Consider the following 18,010-nt stretch of genomic DNA (forward strand, 5'->3'; position numbering starts at 1 on the left):
CAAGATATCTTCAATTTTAAATTTATACTAAGAGTATCACTTAAAAATTGAACTATTCGTAAAGACACTAGAGAACTAGGTATTTATAGGAGGAGGCATTACGAACATGGGAACGGACAGAGAGAAACTGGTCGTGATCGGGAACGGAATGGCCGGCATCAGCGCCGTGGAGCAAATCCTGAAGTTGACTACGAAATTTGACATTACGGTCTTCGGAAGCGAGCCGCATCCGAACTATAACCGGATTATGCTGTCGTATGTGCTGGAAGGCAGCAAGACGATGGACGACATCGTATTAAATGATTTGAATTGGTATAAGGATCATGGGATTACGCTGCATATGGGGACAACCGTTGAGCGGATCGATGCAGAGGCCAAAGAGGTTGTGGTCGATAACGGACAACGTGTTCCGTACGATAAAGTGTTGATTGCTACTGGCTCGACTTCGTTTATTCTGCCGATTCCGGGCAGCGATAAGGAAGGGGTCGTTGGCTTCCGCGATATCGCAGATTGCGAGCAAATGCTGCAAGCGGCCAGAACTTGCAAGAAGGCGGCTGTGATCGGCGGCGGCCTGCTTGGTTTGGAAGCAGCCAAGGGGCTCGTACAGCTTGGCATGGACGTAACGGTCGTACATTTGATGGAAGACCTGATGGAACGCCAGTTGGATCATCAAGCGGCAGGCATGCTGCAAGCGGAGCTGGAACGTCAAGGCATCAAGTTCAAGATGGGCGCGCAAACGAAAGAGCTGCTCGGGGACAACCGGGTTAGCGGTCTGCGGTTCACGGACGGAACGGAGCTTGAGGCGGAATTCGTCGTTATGGCCGTAGGGATCAAACCGAATGTCGCCGTTGCCAAGGCCAGCGGAATGGAAGTGAACCGCGGGATCGTGGTTAACGACTTCATGCAAACCTCGCTTGAGGGAGTTTACTCGGTTGGCGAATGCACCGAGCACCGCGGAATCTGTTACGGTCTGGTCGCGCCGCTGTTCGAGCAGGGGAACGTATTGGCCAAACATATCAGCGGCGTAGACACTCCGCCTTATGAAGGTTCGGTCGTGTCGACCAAGCTGAAAATTTCCGGCGTAGACGTCTTCTCGACTGGCGAATTCATCGACGGGCCGGAGCATACGGTCATTGCGAACAAGGACGATTGGAAACGCACGTATAAGAAAATTCTCCTGAAGGATGGCAAGCTGGTAGGTGCGGTGCTGTTCGGCGATATCACGGATTCGACCGAGCTGCAGAAGCTAATCAAGCAAGGCGCAGAGATGACCGACGAATTGTACGAGTCGCTGATGGGCGGAGGCTGCTGCGGCGGCGGAGCCAAGAAGAAGGCCTCGGTCGAAACGATGAGCGACGAGGAAATCGTCTGTGGCTGTAACGGGGTTACCAAAGGCACGATCGTCGACTGTGTCGTGAATCAAGGGATGACGACGGTGGACGAGATCAAGGCATGCACCGGGGCGACCCGTTCTTGCGGCGGGTGTAAACCGGTCGTGGAGCAAATCTTGCAATATGTACTTGGAGACGGCTTCACGCAAACAGCGAAGCAGGGGATTTGCGGCTGCACGACGCTGAGCCGCGATGAGATCGTTGCGGAGATCAAGGAGAAAGGTCTGCAAACAACCAAAGAGGTCATGAACGTACTCGGATGGTCGCAACCGGAAGGCTGCTCGAAGTGCCGGCCCGCCATCAACTACTACCTCGGCATGATTTACCCGGATACGCACGAGGATGAGAAGGCTTCGCGTTTCGTCAACGAACGAATGAATGCCAACATCCAGAAGGATGGCACTTACACAGTGGTGCCGCGGATGTACGGCGGTGTAACAACTCCGGAAGACCTGAAGAAGATCGCCGACGTCTCCTTGAAATACGATGTCAAAGTAGTGAAGGTCACGGGCGGACAACGGCTCGACTTGATCGGTGTGAAGAAAGAAGATCTGCCGAAAGTTTGGGAAGAGCTGGATATGCCGTCGGGGTATGCTTATGCCAAATCGCTGCGTACGGTCAAAACATGTGTAGGTTCGCAATTCTGCCGCTTCGGCACCCAGGACTCGATGGGCATGGGCGCGCTGCTGGAACGTAAATTCGAACGGCTTGATTTCCCGGCCAAATTCAAAATGGCCGTAAACGGCTGCCCGCGTAACTGTGCCGAATCGTGCACCAAGGACATTGGTATCGTCGGCAATGACGGCGGTTGGGAGATCTTCATCGGCGGTAACGGCGGGATTAAGGCGCGGTTGGCGGATTCGCTCTGCAAGGTGAAAACCGATGAGGAACTGATCGAGCTGTGCGGTGCAATCATGCAATATTACCGCGAAACCGGCAACTACTTGGAGAGAACGTCGGAGTGGGTAGAACGGATGGGCCTCGAGCATATTCGCTCGGTTGTCGTAGACGACACCGAGAACCGCAAGGCGTTGATGGAGCGTATTGAATTTGCCTTGAATCAAGTAACAGATCCATGGAAAAAAGTGCTGAACGATGATGAGCAACGCGGTAAATTGTATCATTCGTTGGAAATGAGCAACCAGCTGTAGTGTAACGTCCAAAGCGAAAGGGGTTATAAAGTATGAAGATCGAGTTGAGTGGCGATACGTTTTACCCGGTCGGCGCCCTGGAGAATTTCTTGCCACAGATCGGGCGAGTCGTGGAACTAGGCGATCTGCCGATCGCGGTGTTCCGTACGTCGGATGGTCGAATATTTGCCGCGCTGAACCAGAATCCACATCCAAAGGGCGGACCGCTGGCCGAGGGCATCGTTTCGGGTCATTATCTGTATGATCCGTTGTACGACTGGAAAATCGACCTGACCACCGGGCTCGTTCAAGCGCCGGATACCGGCCGGGTGACGATGTTCCCGGTCAAGGTGGAAGAGGGACAGGTTTTCATTGCCGCAGCGGTGCTGCAGCAAGCGTAAGCGGGGTGAACTGAAGCGCGGTGATCGAGAGGTCGCCGTGCTTTTTTTGAAAGCAGGACAGGCTTAATATGGGGGAGGAACACAAATGTTTACACAAAATGTGGAAGCGATCGTGGAAACGGCAGTCAAGAAAAAGGAGAAGATGAATGAAAGTCTGTCCCGGTATTTCGTATCGGCCATGCTGGCAGGGGCTTATGTCGGGTTGGGGATCATTCTGATCTTCAGCATAGGCGGACCGCTGGCCGCGGTCAAATCGCCGTATCAGACGATGTTGATGGGGATGTCCTTCGGACTGGCCCTGACGTTGGTTGTATTTGCCGGCTCGGAGTTGTTTACTGGCAATAATATGTTCTTTACGGCAAGTACGCTCGCGAAGCGGACAACGGTTGGCGATACGGCGAAGAACTGGACTCTTGTTTTTCTAGGCAACCTGGCAGGCGCATTGGTGCTTTGTTTGCTCATCGTCGGCAGCGGTTTGTTTAAGACAGCCGCGCCAGAGCATTTGATCTTTGCCGCTTCCGCCAAGAAGATGGGCGCTCCGGTGACGGAGCTGTTCTTTCGCGGGATTCTGTGTAACTGGCTTGTGTGTTTGGCGCTTTGGATGGCGAATCGGGCCAAGGAGGATATCGCTAAGCTCGTCTTGATCTGGTGGTGCCTCTATGCGTTTATCGCGAGTGGTTACGAGCATAGCGTGGCCAATATGACTTTGCTCAGCTTGTCGCTGCTGCTTCCGAATCATCCGGATACGATTACGGTTGCAGGCTGGCTGCACAACATGGTGCCGGTTACTCTAGGCAATATGGTTGGCGGCGCCGTGTTTGTCGGTATGGCCTACTGGTTTATTTCGCCCGTGCGTAAGAAAGCATAAGTTTGATCAGCTGCGTAGGATCCCCTCAAGTTCGTCTGGCTGAGACGTGACTTGGGGGGATTATTTGTTTTATTTGGGAAAGGGATAAAGTAAAAAACCGTCCAACCAATGAAGGGACGGTTCAATTCGCTAGAACTAGCGTCTATATGAATGTAGAAGGGAGGGGGGCAATTAGATGCGGCAAATTTCGTTCGGACACAGCTCACAATGGCAAATATCCTGCAGCATCACGAGGTCTTTGATCACGATCATGCCGTTCTCGTACTCCAGTGCGTCCTTCTTACGCAGGTCGCTCAGCATCCGGTTGACGCTCTCGCGTGTTGCTCCGATCATGTTGGACAAGTCAGTGTGGGTGATCTTCTTGTTGATCAGAATGGTGTCTCCATGCTGTTCGCCGTACGTATTGCTAAGGCGGATCAATGTCGAGCACAATGCGCCGGGTTTGCCGTACATCATCAAGTCACGGAATTTCGTCTGCGTCAACCGATGATGGATCCCCATCCATTTCATGAAATCGATGGCGAAATCACAATGCTGGCAGATCATAATTTCCAGGTCCTTCTGCTCGATGACGCCAATTTCACAGTCTTCGATGACTTCGGCAGTGAAGCTATGCTTCGTGCTGAAGAACGGATCGGCCTGACCAACCATGTCACCGCGACCATACATGTACAGGATCAATTCCTTGCCTTCATCCGTCGATTTGGTCAACTTCACACGGCCGCGTTTGATGTAGAACAGTTTATCGGAAAAGTCACCTTCCCAGAACAAATGCGTCCCCTCGGGATATGCTTTGTCTTTCATCGTAACGAGAAGGCGATTAAAGTTTTGCTCTGTAAAACAGCTCGTATTACCGCGGGGCAGGGTGGCATTTAAAATTTCACTCATTATCGATTTCCCCTTTGTACTCCAAATTTTTCTGAAAATTTTAAATTAATTATATAACGTTTTTTTGGTTTTTTGGGGGCCGTAAAGCCTGAAAAAGTGTCGAAATTTCAACATTGTGAGAAAATTCACTTTGTCGGCTAGTATAGATGCGCTATGTAAAGCGCAAATTAACAGGCTTGAAGCAGATCAAAATCAATTCAAAATTTTCACGCAATATAAAGTATATATGAAAATAAAATCATGGCAAGTGAAAACTTTCAACTTTTTTAAAGTATGTGAAATAATTCACTATACAAAGATCATCCCCTGTGCTATGATCAAGACATAAAGAGAAGCACACAAGCTTCATAAGGGTTAGCTTGCAAGTGAATTTTTTCACGAGACATGATCACCCGTTCCTGCAGGCAAAAATCCTTAACACAACTTAGGAGGATGAGAGAGATGGCCGTTAAAAACGAAGTGGCTCCAAAAGCACAGGCAACCGCTCAAGATTACATTCAAACTTTGATCGACAAGGCGAAGAAAGCCTCCGAAGCTTTCATGAGCATGGATCAAGAGCAAATTGACAACATTGTGCAAGCTATGGCTTTGGCTGGGCTCGACAAACACATGCATCTCGCGAAACTGGCGATTGAAGAAACAGGCCGCGGGGTGTATGAGGATAAAATCATTAAGAACATGTTTGCGACCGAATACATCTGGCACAGTATCAAGTACGACAAAACGGTAGGCGTGATCGAAGACAATTCTTATGACAACTTCCAAAAAATCGCCGAGCCGGTAGGGGTCATTATGGGGATTACCCCAGTGACGAACCCGACGTCGACGACCATCTTTAAATCTCTGATCGCCATCAAAACACGTAACCCGATCATTTTCGGTTTCCATCCATCCGCTCAAGCCTGCAGTACGGAAGCCGCTAAAATATTGCTCGAAGCAGCCGTTAAACATGGCGCCCCAGCCGATTGCATTCAATGGATCGAAAATCCTTCCATGGATCGCACGAACGCGCTGATGAATCACCCTGATATCGCCTGCATCCTGGCTACCGGCGGATCCGCAATGGTGAAAGCCGCTTACAGCTGCGGAAAACCGGCACTGGGTGTAGGCCCTGGTAACGTTCCTTGCTTCATTGAAAAGAGTGCGGACCTGGATCAAGCGGTCAATGACCTGATCCTTTCCAAAACGTTTGACAACGGCATGATTTGTGCATCCGAGCAAGCTGTCATTATTGAAGAACCGATTTTCGACCAAGTGAAGAAGAAAATGATCGCTAACGGCTGTTACTTCGTGAATAAAGATGAAGCAGCTAAGCTGACAGCAGGCGCGATCATCGCCGATAAATGCGCAGTGAATCCTTCGATCGTTGGCCAACCTGCAGTGAAGATTGCTGAAATGTGCGGGATCGACGTGCCGGCTGGAACAAAAATTCTCGTTGCCGAAATCGAAGGCGTGGGTCCGAAGTTCCCATTGTCTGCGGAGAAATTGAGCCCTGTGCTCGCTTGTTACAAGGTGAAAAACGCAGAGCAAGGTATCGAGCGTGCGCTGGAAGTCGTTCAATTCGGCGGCATGGGCCACTCCTCGGTCATCCACTCGAATAATGAAGAAGTTATTCAAAAATTCTCGGATCGGATGCCAACTTGCCGGATCCTGGTAAATCAGCCTTCTTCGCAAGGCGGTATTGGCGACATCTACAACACGAACCTGCCGTCGCTGACGCTGGGCTGCGGATCGTATGGACGCAACTCGACTTCGTCGAACGTCACGGCCATCAATCTGATCAACGTGAAAAGGGTGAATCGTCGTACCGTGAATATGCAATGGTTTAAAGTCCCTAACAAAATCTACTTCGAGAAGAATTCGACACAATATCTGGCCAAAATGCCGGACATCTCCCGCGTACTGATCGTAACCGACCCGATGATGGTGAAACTGGGCTACGTGGAAAGAGTGGAGCACTATCTGCGTCAACGTCAAACGCCGGTTGCCATCGAAGTGTTCTCGGACGTTGAGCCGGATCCATCGACAACGACTGTGGAACGCGGTACCGAATTGATGGCCAAATTCCAGCCGGACTGCATTATCGCCTTGGGCGGCGGTTCGCCAATGGATGCCGCGAAAGGCATGTGGCTGTTCTACGAATATCCGGATACCGACTTCCATAACCTGAAGCAAAAATTCATGGATATTCGCAAACGGATCTACAAATATCCACGACTGGGCCAAAAAGCGAAATTCGTGGCGATTCCGACAACGTCGGGTACTGGTTCTGAAGTTACTTCGTTTGCGGTTATTACGGATAAAATCAACGGCAACACGAAATATCCGTTGGCTGATTATGAGCTGACTCCAGACGTAGCGATTATCGACCCTGAGTTCGTTTATAGCTTGCCGAAAGTAGCGGTAGCCGATACCGGTATGGACGTACTGACTCATGCGATCGAAGCTTATGTGTCGGTCATGGCTAATGACTTCACAGACGGTCTGGCAATCAAAGCGATTCAACTGGTGTTCGAATGGCTGGAGAAATCCGCGTTGACAGGTGACAAATTGGCCCGCGAGAAAATGCACAATGCTTCGACCCTGGCTGGTATGGCGTTCGCCAACGCTTTCCTCGGCATTAACCACAGCTTGGCACATAAATGGGGCGGCCAATACCACACGGCGCATGGACGTACGAACGCGATCCTGATGCCGCACGTGATCCGCTACAATGCGAAGAAACCAACGAAATTTGCCGCATGGCCGAAATACACGAACTTCGTGGCTGACGAGCGTTACGCGGAAATCGCCCGCATTCTGGGACTTCCGGCGCGCACGACGGAAGAAGGCGTGAAGAGCTTGATCAAAGCGATCCGCGAACTGAACAAAAAGCTGGGCATTCCAGAAACGTTCCAAGAGCTTGGCTTCGATGCGAAGGACTTTGAATCGCGGGTTGATTACCTGGCAGATCGCGCCTTCGAAGACCAATGTACGACGGCGAATCCGAAGCTGCCGCTTGTATCCGAACTGGCTGATGTATACCGCGACGCCTTCTACGGAAGATTTGAAGAATAAGTGAACAAAACGCTCTGAAAACGTGACAAATATCACTTAATGTGATATTTGTCACAATCTTTTTATAGGACATACGCTATGATTACATTATAAATGATCCCTCATAGAGTGATGATGGAGTGGAACCCCGGTCCTGATAGCCGGGCACAATTATTGTCTAAGTTGTGAAAAGTATCACAAATTTAAGGGATCATGAGGCGCGGGATATATCCTTCAAACCGCGACCACTATATAAATGGAGGGAATAAAGATGTCGGTGATCGAAAAAGAAGTGCAAGAAGTGCAAAACGCATGGAGAGGCTTCAAACCGGGCAAATGGATGAATGAGGTGAACACCAAGGATTTCATCGATACGAACATCACGCCTTACCTCGGTAACGAATCTTTCTTGAAAGGCGCAACGGCGAACACGAAAGCTCTGTGGGAGATCGTATCGGGCTTGTCCAAGAAAGAAAGAGAAGCTGGCGGCGTATTGGATGTTGACGTAAACACGCCTTCGACCATTACTTCCCATGCTCCTGGATACCTTGACAAAGACAAAGAACAAATCGTTGGTGTGCAAGGCTCGGCGCCTTTCCAACGCACGATCCGTCCTAACGGCGGCATCCGGATGGTTATTACTGCTTGTAAAGCCTACGGCTTTGAGCTTCCGGAAGATATCGTGGATCTGTACACGAACGTTCGTAAAACACATAACCAAGGCGTTTTTGATGCCTATACTGCAGATATGAGAAACGCTCGTCATACCGGGATTATCACCGGCTTGCCAGATGCTTACGGCCGCGGCCGCATCATCGGCGACTACCGCCGCGTAGCCCTGTACGGCGTAGACTTCCTGATCAATCAAAAGAAACAAGAGCATGCCGAACTTGATGTTGACGTGATGAGCGAAGAAGTCATTCGCCAACGCGAAGAGTTGTCCGAGCAAATCCGCGCTTTGGGCGAACTGAAGCAACTGGGTCAAATGTACGGATTCGACATCGCTAGACCAGCAAACAATGCGAAAGAAGCTTTCCAATGGCTGTATTTCGGATACCTTGCAGCGGTTAAAGAACAAGACGGCGCTGCAATGTCCCTTGGCCGCGTATCTTCGTTCCTCGATGCTTATATCGAACGCGACCTGGCCGAAGGCGTATTAACGGAAGAATCGGCTCAAGAACTGGTTGACCATTTCGTTATGAAGCTGCGGATCGTGAAATTCCTGAGAACTCCGGAATATAACGAATTGTACAGCGGCGACCCAACTTGGGTAACCGAATCGATCGGCGGGATGTCCGTGCAAGGCGTCACTCGCGTAACGAAGAACAGCTTCCGCTTCCTGCACACGCTCTACAATCTGGGAGCTGCTCCAGAACCAAACCTGACTGTACTCTGGTCGGAAAAACTTCCGGATGCGTTCAAGAAATTCTGTGCCAAAGTATCGATCGAAACCAGCTCGATTCAATATGAAAATGACGATCTGATGCGTCCGATCTACGGCGACGACTACGGTATCGCTTGCTGCGTATCCGCAATGAGAATTGGTAAACAAATGCAATTCTTCGGCGCCCGCGCGAACTTGGCAAAATGCTTGCTGTATGCGATCAACGGCGGTAAAGATGAAAGATACGGTTCGCAAGTAGGTCCGGAATATCCAGCGATTACTTCCGAATATCTTGAATATGACGAAGTCATGAAACGTTTCGTTCCAATGATGGAATGGTTGGCTAAATTGTATGTAAATACACTGAACGTCATTCACTTCATGCATGACAAATACGCTTACGAACGGATCGAAATGGCGCTTCATGATCGTGATATCCTGCGTACAATGGCTTGCGGTATCGCTGGTCTGTCGGTTGTGGCTGACTCGCTCAGCGCAATCAAATACGCGAAGGTTAAACCTATTCGCAATGAGAATGGCATCGCGGTTGACTTCGTTACCGAAGGCGAATACCCTTGCTACGGCAACAACGACGACCGTGTTGACCAAATCGCTGTAAACCTGGTAGAAACATTCATGGGCATGATTCGCAAACACCATACTTACCGGAACGCATTACCAACGCAATCGATCTTGACAATTACCTCGAACGTTGTATATGGTAAGAAAACAGGTACAACGCCTGATGGACGTAAAGCCGGCGAACCGTTCGCACCAGGTGCGAACCCAATGCACGGCCGCGATAAGAAAGGTGCCTTGGCTTCCCTGAGCTCGGTAGCGAAACTGCCTTACGAGCACAGCTTGGACGGCATCTCGAACACCTTCTCGATCGTACCTAAGGCGCTGGGCAAAGACGAAGATACCCGGATCTCGAACCTCGCTTCGATGATGGGCGGATACTTCGGCAGCAATGCACATCACCTGAACGTTAACGTGTTTGACCGTGAGACTTTGCTTGACGCAATGGATCATCCAGAGCAATATCCACAGCTGACGATCCGTGTATCGGGTTATGCGGTGAACTTCATCAAGTTGACTCGCGAGCAACAGCTCGATGTGATCAACCGTACGTTCCACGGCAAAATGTAATAACATCTGCTGACAGGCAGCAATAATCCAAGCTGAACGATAGAATGGGGAGTTAGGCCAATCGCCTTTCTCCTCATTCTTTTATCGGCCGGATGATCATGGAAAGGGTGACGGAAGATGCTTAAAGGTCGCATACATTCATTGGAAACTTTCGGAACGGTAGATGGGCCGGGGATTCGCTTCGTCCTCTTTATGCAGGGCTGCTTGCTGCAGTGCCAGTATTGCCATAACCCGGACACCTGGAGCCTGACCGAAGGCAAGGAAATGACCGTAGAAGAAGTGCTTGCCGAAATCGAGCCGTACTTAAGTTATTACCGCTCTTCGGGCGGCGGACTGACGGTATCCGGCGGGGAGGCAACACTGCAGGCGCCGTTCGTCACCGAGTTGTTCCGGGAAGTGAAGAAACGCTGGAACCTTCATACGACGCTGGATACGAACGGCTACAACGAAGGGGACAAGATTCGCGACCTCCTGGACGTTACCGATTTGGTGCTGCTGGATTTGAAGCATATCGATAACGAGAAACACATCAAGCTGACCGGCAAGCCAAATGATCGGATGCTGAAGATGGCGCGCTGGCTGTCTGATCATGGCCGAAACATGTGGATCCGTCACGTTTATGTGCCCGGCATCCATGACGATGAGCAAGATTTGCTGGAGCTTGGGCGATTTATCGGCAGTCTCCAAGGAGTAGAGAAATTCGAAATCCTCCCGTATCACCAAATGGGCATTTATAAATGGCAGGAGCTCGGTTGGGCTTACCCGCTGGAAGGTGTGCCTTCCCCGACCGACGAAGAAGTCGAACGGGCTTATCGGTTGATTCATGAAGGGGAGCAGCAAACAGCAGCTAAATCCTGATCACGCGTAAGTTAACCTTACACAAAACTCAATAATCCAACCTCAAACGGTTAAACCTTTCTATAGATGTTAGGTTTAACCGTTTTCATTTTCTAATTTAGATGATATTATCCCCTTAATAGAAAAATGTCCTCCTTATCAAAGCTGATGGCGCTTTCTATAATGAGGGTGTATCACATAAACGAGTTTGAGGAGGGTCTATAGAACATGAGGAAGAGTCTAACGCTGTTGCTATCTCTTGTGTTTATCGCATCCGCGCTGCTGGCGGGTTGCGGCAATTCCAATTCCGGGAATAACGGAAAGAATGCTGCCCCGGCGAACGAGGGTCAGAGCACGTCGAATGCGGGGACGGAAACGGAAACGAATAACGATCCGTTTGAGATCACGATCCGGCACACGCAGGTTGGGGAATCCAAGAAATTCCGACTGGCGATGTTGGAGGACGTAGTCAAACAAACGGAAGCCGCCGTACCGGGCTTAACCATCAAGCTGGATGCGGTTGATTCTGAAGTGAACCGCAAAGAGAAGCTGCGGGGCGAGATGGCCGCGGGCAAACCACCAGAAGTCTTCGACGTATTCGGCAGCCCGGATGCCCAGCTGTATGCCAAGGAAGGCTTGATGCTGGATCTGACTCCGATTATCGAGGAGCTCGGCATTAAGGATAAATTTACGACATTAGATCCATTTACGCTTGACGGCAAAGTGTATGGCCTGCCGATCGGCGGTTCAATCGAAGGTTACTTCTATAATAAAGAATATTTCGAGGCCAAAGGTTTGACGGTGCCTAAGACACTTGGAGAACTGGAGCAACTCGCCGAGAAAATCAAAGCAGACGGCAAAATTCCATTTGCTCAATCCTCGAAGGATGCCTGGATTCCGCTGATGACGACCAATAACCTGTGGTCGTATTATGCCGGACCAGAGATCACTTACGGTTTCAAAACGGGTGCAACGAAATGGACCGATGAGAAGATGGTAACCGCCATCGCGAAACATCAAGAATGGGTTCAAAAAGGTTACTACAAAAAAGGCGAACTCGGTTTCGAATACGCAGATATGAGAAACCAAGTTATTACGGGCGAAGCGATCATGATGATGGACGGCTCCTGGGCGAACTCCGTGTTCCGTGACTCGGCTCAAGCCGGCGATATGGTCGGCAAAATCGGCTTCTTCAATATGCCTCCGGTGAATGCAGGCGATCCAGTGGTTGTCATGCAGGACGCCAATAACGGCTATGGCTTCTCCAGCGCCGTTGCCGAGGATCCGCGGAAGCTTGCGGCTGTCAAGGAATTCATCAAGAACATGTGGACGGACGAAATGCAGCTTCGCGGCTTGAAAGAAGACGGTGTGCTGCCGGCGATGAAAATGGATTTGGAACAAATGAAAACGGCGTCTGACGACCCGTTGATGCAGGATATTTTCAAAGCGGTCAGCGAAATCGGCACCTCGTTCCCGGCATTTGACGCTCTCGTGCAAGCGGAAGTCAACACGGCGCTTAGCATGGGTATCCAACAAATCATCGGCGGTGAAATCGAACCGGCGAAGATGCTGGAGAATGTGCAAGCGGCGCAAGAAGCGGCCAATGCCGCAGCAGAGTAATCATCTATTATGATCATCGAGCAAGGGCGTCACCCGCCGGCAGCGGTCCGGGGGACGCCCTTGCTTCCAACTACGGAGGTATTGGCATGAACAAAGCGCTCAGAAGTCCTCTGATTTATGGTTTGTTTGTTCTCCCGGCATTGATTTTGTTCCTTGCCTTTTTCATTTATCCGATCTTTACGGCCATCAACAACAGCTTTACCAGTTGGAACGGCATTTCCAAACACATGACTTACATCGGATTGGATAATTACACGATGGCGTTCGAGGATCAAGCGTTTTGGAAATCGGTGCGGAACAACGTTTATTTTATTTTGTTCTCCTGCTTCATCCAGGTACCGCTGATCGTGTTTTTCTCCTTGCTGATCGCAAATGTCAAGAAGCTTAAGGGTTTGTACAAGACGGCTGTTTTTATGCCATCGATCATGTCGACGGCCGTTATCGGGATTTTGTGGGGGTTTATTTATAATCCCGATTTTGGATTGATGAATCAATTGCTGGGGGTGTTCGGGATTTCCCCGGTATATTGGCTGTCCGACAAGAATTGGGCGATGATCTCTATCCTCATTACGAATGCCTGGCAGTGGACGGGGTTCTACATCGTGATGGTGCTGGCGGCGATCCTGGCGATTCCTAAGGAACTGGACGAGGCCGCGGCGATCGATGGAGCGAATGGCATTCAACGAGCCGTCAAGATCACGATCCCGTTAATCATGCCGATCATCAGCGTGGTGGTCATGTTGTCGGTAGCCGGTGCTATGAAAGCGGCCGATATCGTCCTGGTCATGACCAAAGGCGGTCCGGCCGGTTCGACGGATGTCATGGCAACCTATATGATCCGCTACGCGATTACCAGCTTCCGCCATGGATTTGGCAATGCCATCGCGGTGCTCATCTTTGCGTTTACGATCCTCATTACCGCCGTGTACCAAATCCTCGTGGTCAGACGTACAGAAAGGATTGAATACTGATGAGAATGCTAAAAAAGTCGATCCCGCATCTGTTTCTTATGGCTTACTTGCTCATCATTTTGTATCCGTTTCTGTTCGTTTTGTTCTCCTCGGTCAAAACCGATAACCAGGCGATTGCGTCGAATCCGTTTGGCCTGCCGTCGTCGATTATATTCGACAACTACGTCAACGCCTGGGTGAACGCCAAGATCAGCACGTTTTTCTTTAACAGTTTGTATATCGGCGTATTGTCGGCTTGCTTGTCCATCTTCTTTGCAGCGATGCTGGCGTTTGCGGTGACGCGCATGCGGTACAACCGAATCAGTGCGATCTTATTCCAGCTCATCCTGCTGGGGATGCTGATTCCAAACAATTCGCTGCTGCTGCCGATCTATGGCATGATGCGGAACTTAAATGTACTGGACACGCATATGGCGTTGATCTTGCCTTATGTGTCTAACGCGATTCCATTTTCGGTCATCATATTGGCGGCGTTCATGCGTTCCATCCCCGGAGAAATCGAAGAGGCTGCCGTAATGGACGGCTTATCCTCGTTAGGGTTGTTCTTCAAAGTCATGCTCCCGCTGACGGTGCCGGCGATCGTGACCGTGTTCATCATCAATTTTCTCGGCAACTGGAACGAGTTTTTGCTGGCCAATTATTTTCTGTCAAGTGAAGAACTGCGAACGCTCCCGGTCGGTATGGTGGGTTTCCGTGACGCATACAACACGAATTATGCGCAAATGTCGGCGGGGATTGTGTTCAGCGTGCTGCCGGTTATGATCATCTATGCGGTGCTTCAGGAAAAAATAATTGAAGGCGTTACGGCCGGCAGCGTTAAAGGATAGACGGAGGCATGTTAAAATAAGGGGAGTCTTACCAATTGGGAGCTGCCGCCGATGAATTTACGGATCAAACTATTTACCGCTTTTTTAGGTTTAGTCATCATTCCCTTATTTGTGCTTGGCATTATCACGTTCTTCGTCACGTTTAACTCAATTGAGAAGAAATACAGCCAGCAGGCGGAATATTCGCTGAAGGCAATCGGCTACAGCATCAAGAACGTCTTCCAGGAGATGGACAATGTCACCGATAACGGCATCTCCAAAGGGGTGTTCCAGGCCGCATTGTCAGCCAAAGACCCGGATACTCAGGATTTGACAGCCACGACGCAGCTAGAGCTGAACGCCAATCAGCGAAATTTCCGATCCTTGCTGTATAGTCATCCGGCCATCGATTACGCGTTTTTGTATAACATTCACGGGGGCCGGGAGTCCAATGTCATCGCCATTTTCAATAAGGAAAATTTTGAGACGCTGCCCTACGAGAAGTTCAAGGAGCATCCTTTATATACGGAAGTAATGGCCCTCAACGGCCAACCCAAGTGGATCGCTCCGCATGAATATCCAGAACTAACCGGGTCGGATAACGTGTTTACGCAAATTCGACTGATTAAGGAGCTCAGCAATCTGGAGCGGGTTGGCGTGCTGGTGGTGCAGATCAAGAACTGGGAGTTTGAGAAGATCTTTCAGAACCTGAAGCTCGGCAGCCAGATGCGGGATACCCGGTTTATGCTGGTCAATGATAAGGGCCTGATCCTGTACGATTATCAATCGGAGCTGGACGGCCAGCACATCGGAGCTTATCTGTTGAAGGACTGGGAGCTTGGCGAGGGTTATCGGAGCTTCAAAGGCAAATTTCACAACCAGGAGAGCGTTATTTCCATCTACAAGTTGCAGGATTACCCATGGAGTCTCGTCTCGGTCACTTCCTGGAGTTATTTGTCGCAGGAAGTCACGACTTTTGCCAAATGGTTTGTTGCGATTATTTGCGTATGTGTGTTGACGGCGATGTTGTTTAATCTGCTCTTCATGAACCGGATTACAGGTACGATTGGTGTGATCGTGAGGTTCATGCGCAAAGTGGAGAGCGGCGATTTGAACGCCCGCGTGGATGAGAAGGGCGATGACGAGCTGCTCCTGCTGCAAAAGGGCTTTAACAATCAAATGGATAAAATCAATGAGCTGTTTGATCAGGTCAAACGGGAGCAGTTGCAGAAGGCCAACGCCGAGCTGCGCGTTCTTCAGGCTCAGATTAAGCCGCATTTCCTCTTTAATACGCTGGAGTCAATCAACGCGCTGGCCGTGCAGAACGAAGGGCGCAAGGTCAGCGAAATGGTGCTTCGTCTGGCGAGCATTTTACGGATTAGCATTCAGGATAAGGAAGAGATCAAGCTAAGCTTGGAAATCGAACATCTGCGCAGTTATTTGGAGATTCAGAAGTTCCGGTTCGATGAACTGTTTGAGTATGCGATCGACATCCCGGACGAAATTAGGAATTGCCTGCTGTTGAAATTGACTTTGCAGCCACTTGTGGAGAACAGCATTCAGCACGGGTTTGAGGGCATCGACTATAAAGGCAGGATCACGGTCACGGGGAGAATGGAACAAGACCGCATCCTGCTATGGATTGAAGACAACGGAATTGGGATGACGAACGAGCAGCTGGCGAACATTCAATACGCGGATTTGGACGATCCGACATACCGTTCGTTGGCGCCTTATCCAAGTCATGAACGCCGGGGGCTGGGACTCCGTAGCGTGTATGACCGGCTGAGGTTTCAGTATGGGAGCAGGTATGGATTATTTATTTGTTCGCAGCCCGGATATGGAACGACGATTCAATGTGTAATACCAAGATATGGGGCGGGTGATTACGATGAGATTAAAAGCGTTGCTGGTTGACGATGAAATTCATATTCTCACGAACTTGTCGAAGGTATTGCCTTGGGAAGAAATGGGGTTCGATAATGTCCTGCTGGCCAAGAACGGGAAGGAAGCGTTGGAGCTAGCCTCCATTCATCGTCCCGACTTGATCTTAAGTGATATCCGAATGCCGGTCATGGATGGGATTCAGTTGCTGCAGGAGCTCCGGGAGCGCGAAATTCCTTGCGAAATCCTGCTGTTGAGCGGGTATCAGGAATTTGAGTATGCTCGGACTGCGATCCGTTATGGCGTTAAGGATTACATTTGCAAGCCGATCAATTACTTTGAACTGGAGGAAACGGTTCGGGGGGTTGCCAAGCAGATCCGTGAGAAGCGTAAAACTCAAAATAAGGAACAGCGGCTGAATCAGGTGGTTGATCTGGCCAACGAGAACTTCCTGCTGCATTCCCTGCTCGGGCAGGAGACGGATGGGGAAGGGCTGTTGTGGGACGAAGAGGACGATGGAGTGGTGCAGCGCCGTTACGCCATGCTTCTCTTGGATCTGGAAGGATATTCGCATCGTTCGATTGTTTGGACGCTTCATGAGCGTAAAGCCTGGAATTTACACATCAAGCATGCGCTGAAGGACATCTTTGGCGTGGTGCTTAACGACTTGACCGTACTTCAGATCCGTGAAGGGGAATGGTGTCTGGTGTTCCCGTCCTATGAAGCGGAGCGGCCGGTTGGGGAGGACCAGCTTGTGCCGGGTTTTGAGCGTATCCGCCAACTGATCCATAGCAAGGAGGAGCTGCCGGTACGGATGTGCATGACTGCACAACCCCATCGTTTGCCGGAATTATCGGATTTGTATCATCGTTTGCAGCATCGGTTGATTTTAGGCTCGGCACCAGAAGGGTTCGTTATTGCCGACGAGGCTCCGACGGACGATTCCCGCTCGGGGAGCGATGCCATGGAATTGCAATGGGGCTGGATCGAGCAACTAGGAACCGGATTACGTAACGGAAGCCAAGAGGTCTTGGACCGCATTGCCGGGGAATTGAAATCGTACATCGGCTGCCTGGATGAACAGCGGGTCGGTGCGGCCGAGAAGTTGATGCACTATCTGTTTATCCATCTGCTGCGTGAAATGCGTGAAATGCAAATGCTGCCGCGAGAACAGGAAGAAGCGTTATGGCAGCGGCTGCGGGGACCAATGAGCTTGAAGGAGCTGCTGTCGCTGATTGTCTCGCTCATCGAGCAGTCGCGCAGCTGTTTGTCGGCGAAGAAGTCCACGGAGCTGCTGATGATGTCCGCGCAGAATTATATTCAGAATCATCTCGGCCGCGACTTCGGGATCGAGGATATTGCCGATTATCTCGGCATCAGCAGCAGTTACTTCTGCTTGCTCTTCAAGAACCATTTTGGCGAAACGTTTGTGGAGTATTTAACGAAACAACGGATGGAGATGGCCAAATGTCTGCTGCGCAGCAGCGAGCGTTCGATCGCGCAAATCGGGACCTCCATCGGTTATCAGGAACGGCGTTATTTCACGAAGGTCTTTCAGAAGTATACCGGCATGACGCCGTCGGATTTTCGGCAGAAGGAATCGAACGTATCTTAACGTTTTTACGATGAGGGGGACAGCTCGTGG

The 18,010-nt window shown here is 50.4% G+C and carries 12 protein-coding genes; 11 read left to right on the forward strand and 1 reads right to left on the reverse strand.

The window, feature by feature from the left end; all coding sequences use genetic code 11:
• Positions 1–106 precede the first annotated feature (106 nt).
• The 3 genes from nirB (at position 107) to M0651_RS03215 (ending at position 3,790) form a co-directional block, all read left to right on the forward strand.
• The gene (nirB, locus tag M0651_RS03205) at positions 107–2,542 is read left to right on the forward strand and encodes a nitrite reductase large subunit NirB (RefSeq protein ID WP_248550407.1); all 2,436 of its coding nucleotides are present in this window, start codon (positions 107–109) and stop codon (positions 2,540–2,542) included.
• 32 nt (positions 2,543–2,574) lie between these two features.
• Complete coding sequence (gene nirD, locus M0651_RS03210; RefSeq protein WP_248550408.1) at positions 2,575–2,922, forward strand: nitrite reductase small subunit NirD; 348 nt, start codon at positions 2,575–2,577, stop codon at positions 2,920–2,922.
• An 85-nt stretch (positions 2,923–3,007) separates the two neighbouring features.
• Entirely contained in the window at positions 3,008–3,790 is a 783-nt protein-coding gene (locus M0651_RS03215; protein WP_248550409.1) for a formate/nitrite transporter family protein, read from the forward strand.
• A 171-nt stretch (positions 3,791–3,961) separates the two neighbouring features.
• Here M0651_RS03215 and M0651_RS03220 read toward each other — a convergent pair whose 3' ends face one another.
• A complete protein-coding gene (locus M0651_RS03220; RefSeq protein WP_155605494.1) occupies positions 3,962–4,678 on the reverse strand; it encodes a Crp/Fnr family transcriptional regulator in 717 nt (238 codons plus the stop codon).
• A 441-nt stretch (positions 4,679–5,119) separates the two neighbouring features.
• On the opposite strand from M0651_RS03220, the gene adhE reads away from it, so the two are divergent.
• From adhE to M0651_RS24040, 8 genes are all read left to right on the forward strand, one after another.
• Positions 5,120–7,735, forward strand: coding sequence for a bifunctional acetaldehyde-CoA/alcohol dehydrogenase (adhE, locus tag M0651_RS03225; RefSeq protein ID WP_248550410.1), 2,616 nt, complete (start codon positions 5,120–5,122; stop codon positions 7,733–7,735).
• Between the two features lie 250 nt (positions 7,736–7,985).
• Positions 7,986–10,247, forward strand: a complete 2,262-nt coding sequence (gene pflB, locus M0651_RS03230) for a formate C-acetyltransferase (RefSeq protein WP_248550411.1) — start codon at positions 7,986–7,988, stop codon at positions 10,245–10,247.
• Between the two features lie 117 nt (positions 10,248–10,364).
• A complete protein-coding gene (gene pflA, locus M0651_RS03235) occupies positions 10,365–11,105 on the forward strand; it encodes a pyruvate formate-lyase-activating protein (RefSeq protein ID WP_248550412.1) in 741 nt (246 codons plus the stop codon).
• A 207-nt stretch (positions 11,106–11,312) separates the two neighbouring features.
• Positions 11,313–12,704: an ABC transporter substrate-binding protein gene (locus tag M0651_RS03240; protein ID WP_248550413.1), complete on the forward strand. Its 1,392-nt coding sequence runs from the start codon at positions 11,313–11,315 to the stop codon at positions 12,702–12,704.
• An 86-nt stretch (positions 12,705–12,790) separates the two neighbouring features.
• Positions 12,791–13,675: a carbohydrate ABC transporter permease gene (locus tag M0651_RS03245; RefSeq protein ID WP_248550414.1), complete on the forward strand. Its 885-nt coding sequence runs from the start codon at positions 12,791–12,793 to the stop codon at positions 13,673–13,675.
• Positions 13,675–14,502, forward strand: a complete 828-nt coding sequence (locus M0651_RS03250) for a carbohydrate ABC transporter permease (protein WP_248550415.1) — start codon at positions 13,675–13,677, stop codon at positions 14,500–14,502. The genes M0651_RS03245 and M0651_RS03250 overlap by 1 nt, the downstream gene beginning before the upstream one ends.
• A gap of 51 nt (positions 14,503–14,553) precedes the next feature.
• Positions 14,554–16,398 (forward strand): cache domain-containing sensor histidine kinase, encoded by a 1,845-nt coding sequence (locus M0651_RS03255; RefSeq protein ID WP_248550416.1) that lies wholly within the window; start codon positions 14,554–14,556, stop codon positions 16,396–16,398.
• Positions 16,373–17,980, forward strand: coding sequence for a response regulator (locus tag M0651_RS24040; RefSeq protein ID WP_282577736.1), 1,608 nt, complete (start codon positions 16,373–16,375; stop codon positions 17,978–17,980). Before M0651_RS03255 ends, M0651_RS24040 begins: the two co-directional genes overlap by 26 nt.
• Positions 17,981–18,010: the final 30 nt, after the last annotated feature.

It is taken from the genome of Paenibacillus mellifer (assembly GCF_023195895.1).
In the GTDB taxonomy this organism is placed as follows: Bacteria; Bacillota; Bacilli; order Paenibacillales; family Paenibacillaceae; genus Fontibacillus; species Fontibacillus mellifer.

Bases quoted from the DNA above. Each gene is read 5' to 3' on its own strand.
- nirB (WP_248550407.1), top strand. From the start codon at position 107: ATGGGAACGGACAGAGAGAAACTGGTCGTGATCGGGAACGGAATGGCC.
- nirD (WP_248550408.1), top strand. From the start codon at position 2,575: ATGAAGATCGAGTTGAGTGGCGATACGTTTTACCCGGTCGGCGCCCTG.
- M0651_RS03215 (WP_248550409.1), top strand. From the start codon at position 3,008: ATGTTTACACAAAATGTGGAAGCGATCGTGGAAACGGCAGTCAAGAAA.
- M0651_RS03220 (WP_155605494.1), bottom strand. From the start codon at position 4,678: ATGAGTGAAATTTTAAATGCCACCCTGCCCCGCGGTAATACGAGCTGT.
- adhE (WP_248550410.1), top strand. From the start codon at position 5,120: ATGGCCGTTAAAAACGAAGTGGCTCCAAAAGCACAGGCAACCGCTCAA.
- pflB (WP_248550411.1), top strand. From the start codon at position 7,986: ATGTCGGTGATCGAAAAAGAAGTGCAAGAAGTGCAAAACGCATGGAGA.
- pflA (WP_248550412.1), top strand. From the start codon at position 10,365: ATGCTTAAAGGTCGCATACATTCATTGGAAACTTTCGGAACGGTAGAT.
- M0651_RS03240 (WP_248550413.1), top strand. From the start codon at position 11,313: ATGAGGAAGAGTCTAACGCTGTTGCTATCTCTTGTGTTTATCGCATCC.
- M0651_RS03245 (WP_248550414.1), top strand. From the start codon at position 12,791: ATGAACAAAGCGCTCAGAAGTCCTCTGATTTATGGTTTGTTTGTTCTC.
- M0651_RS03250 (WP_248550415.1), top strand. From the start codon at position 13,675: ATGAGAATGCTAAAAAAGTCGATCCCGCATCTGTTTCTTATGGCTTAC.
- M0651_RS03255 (WP_248550416.1), top strand. From the start codon at position 14,554: ATGAATTTACGGATCAAACTATTTACCGCTTTTTTAGGTTTAGTCATC.
- M0651_RS24040 (WP_282577736.1), top strand. From the start codon at position 16,373: ATGAGATTAAAAGCGTTGCTGGTTGACGATGAAATTCATATTCTCACG.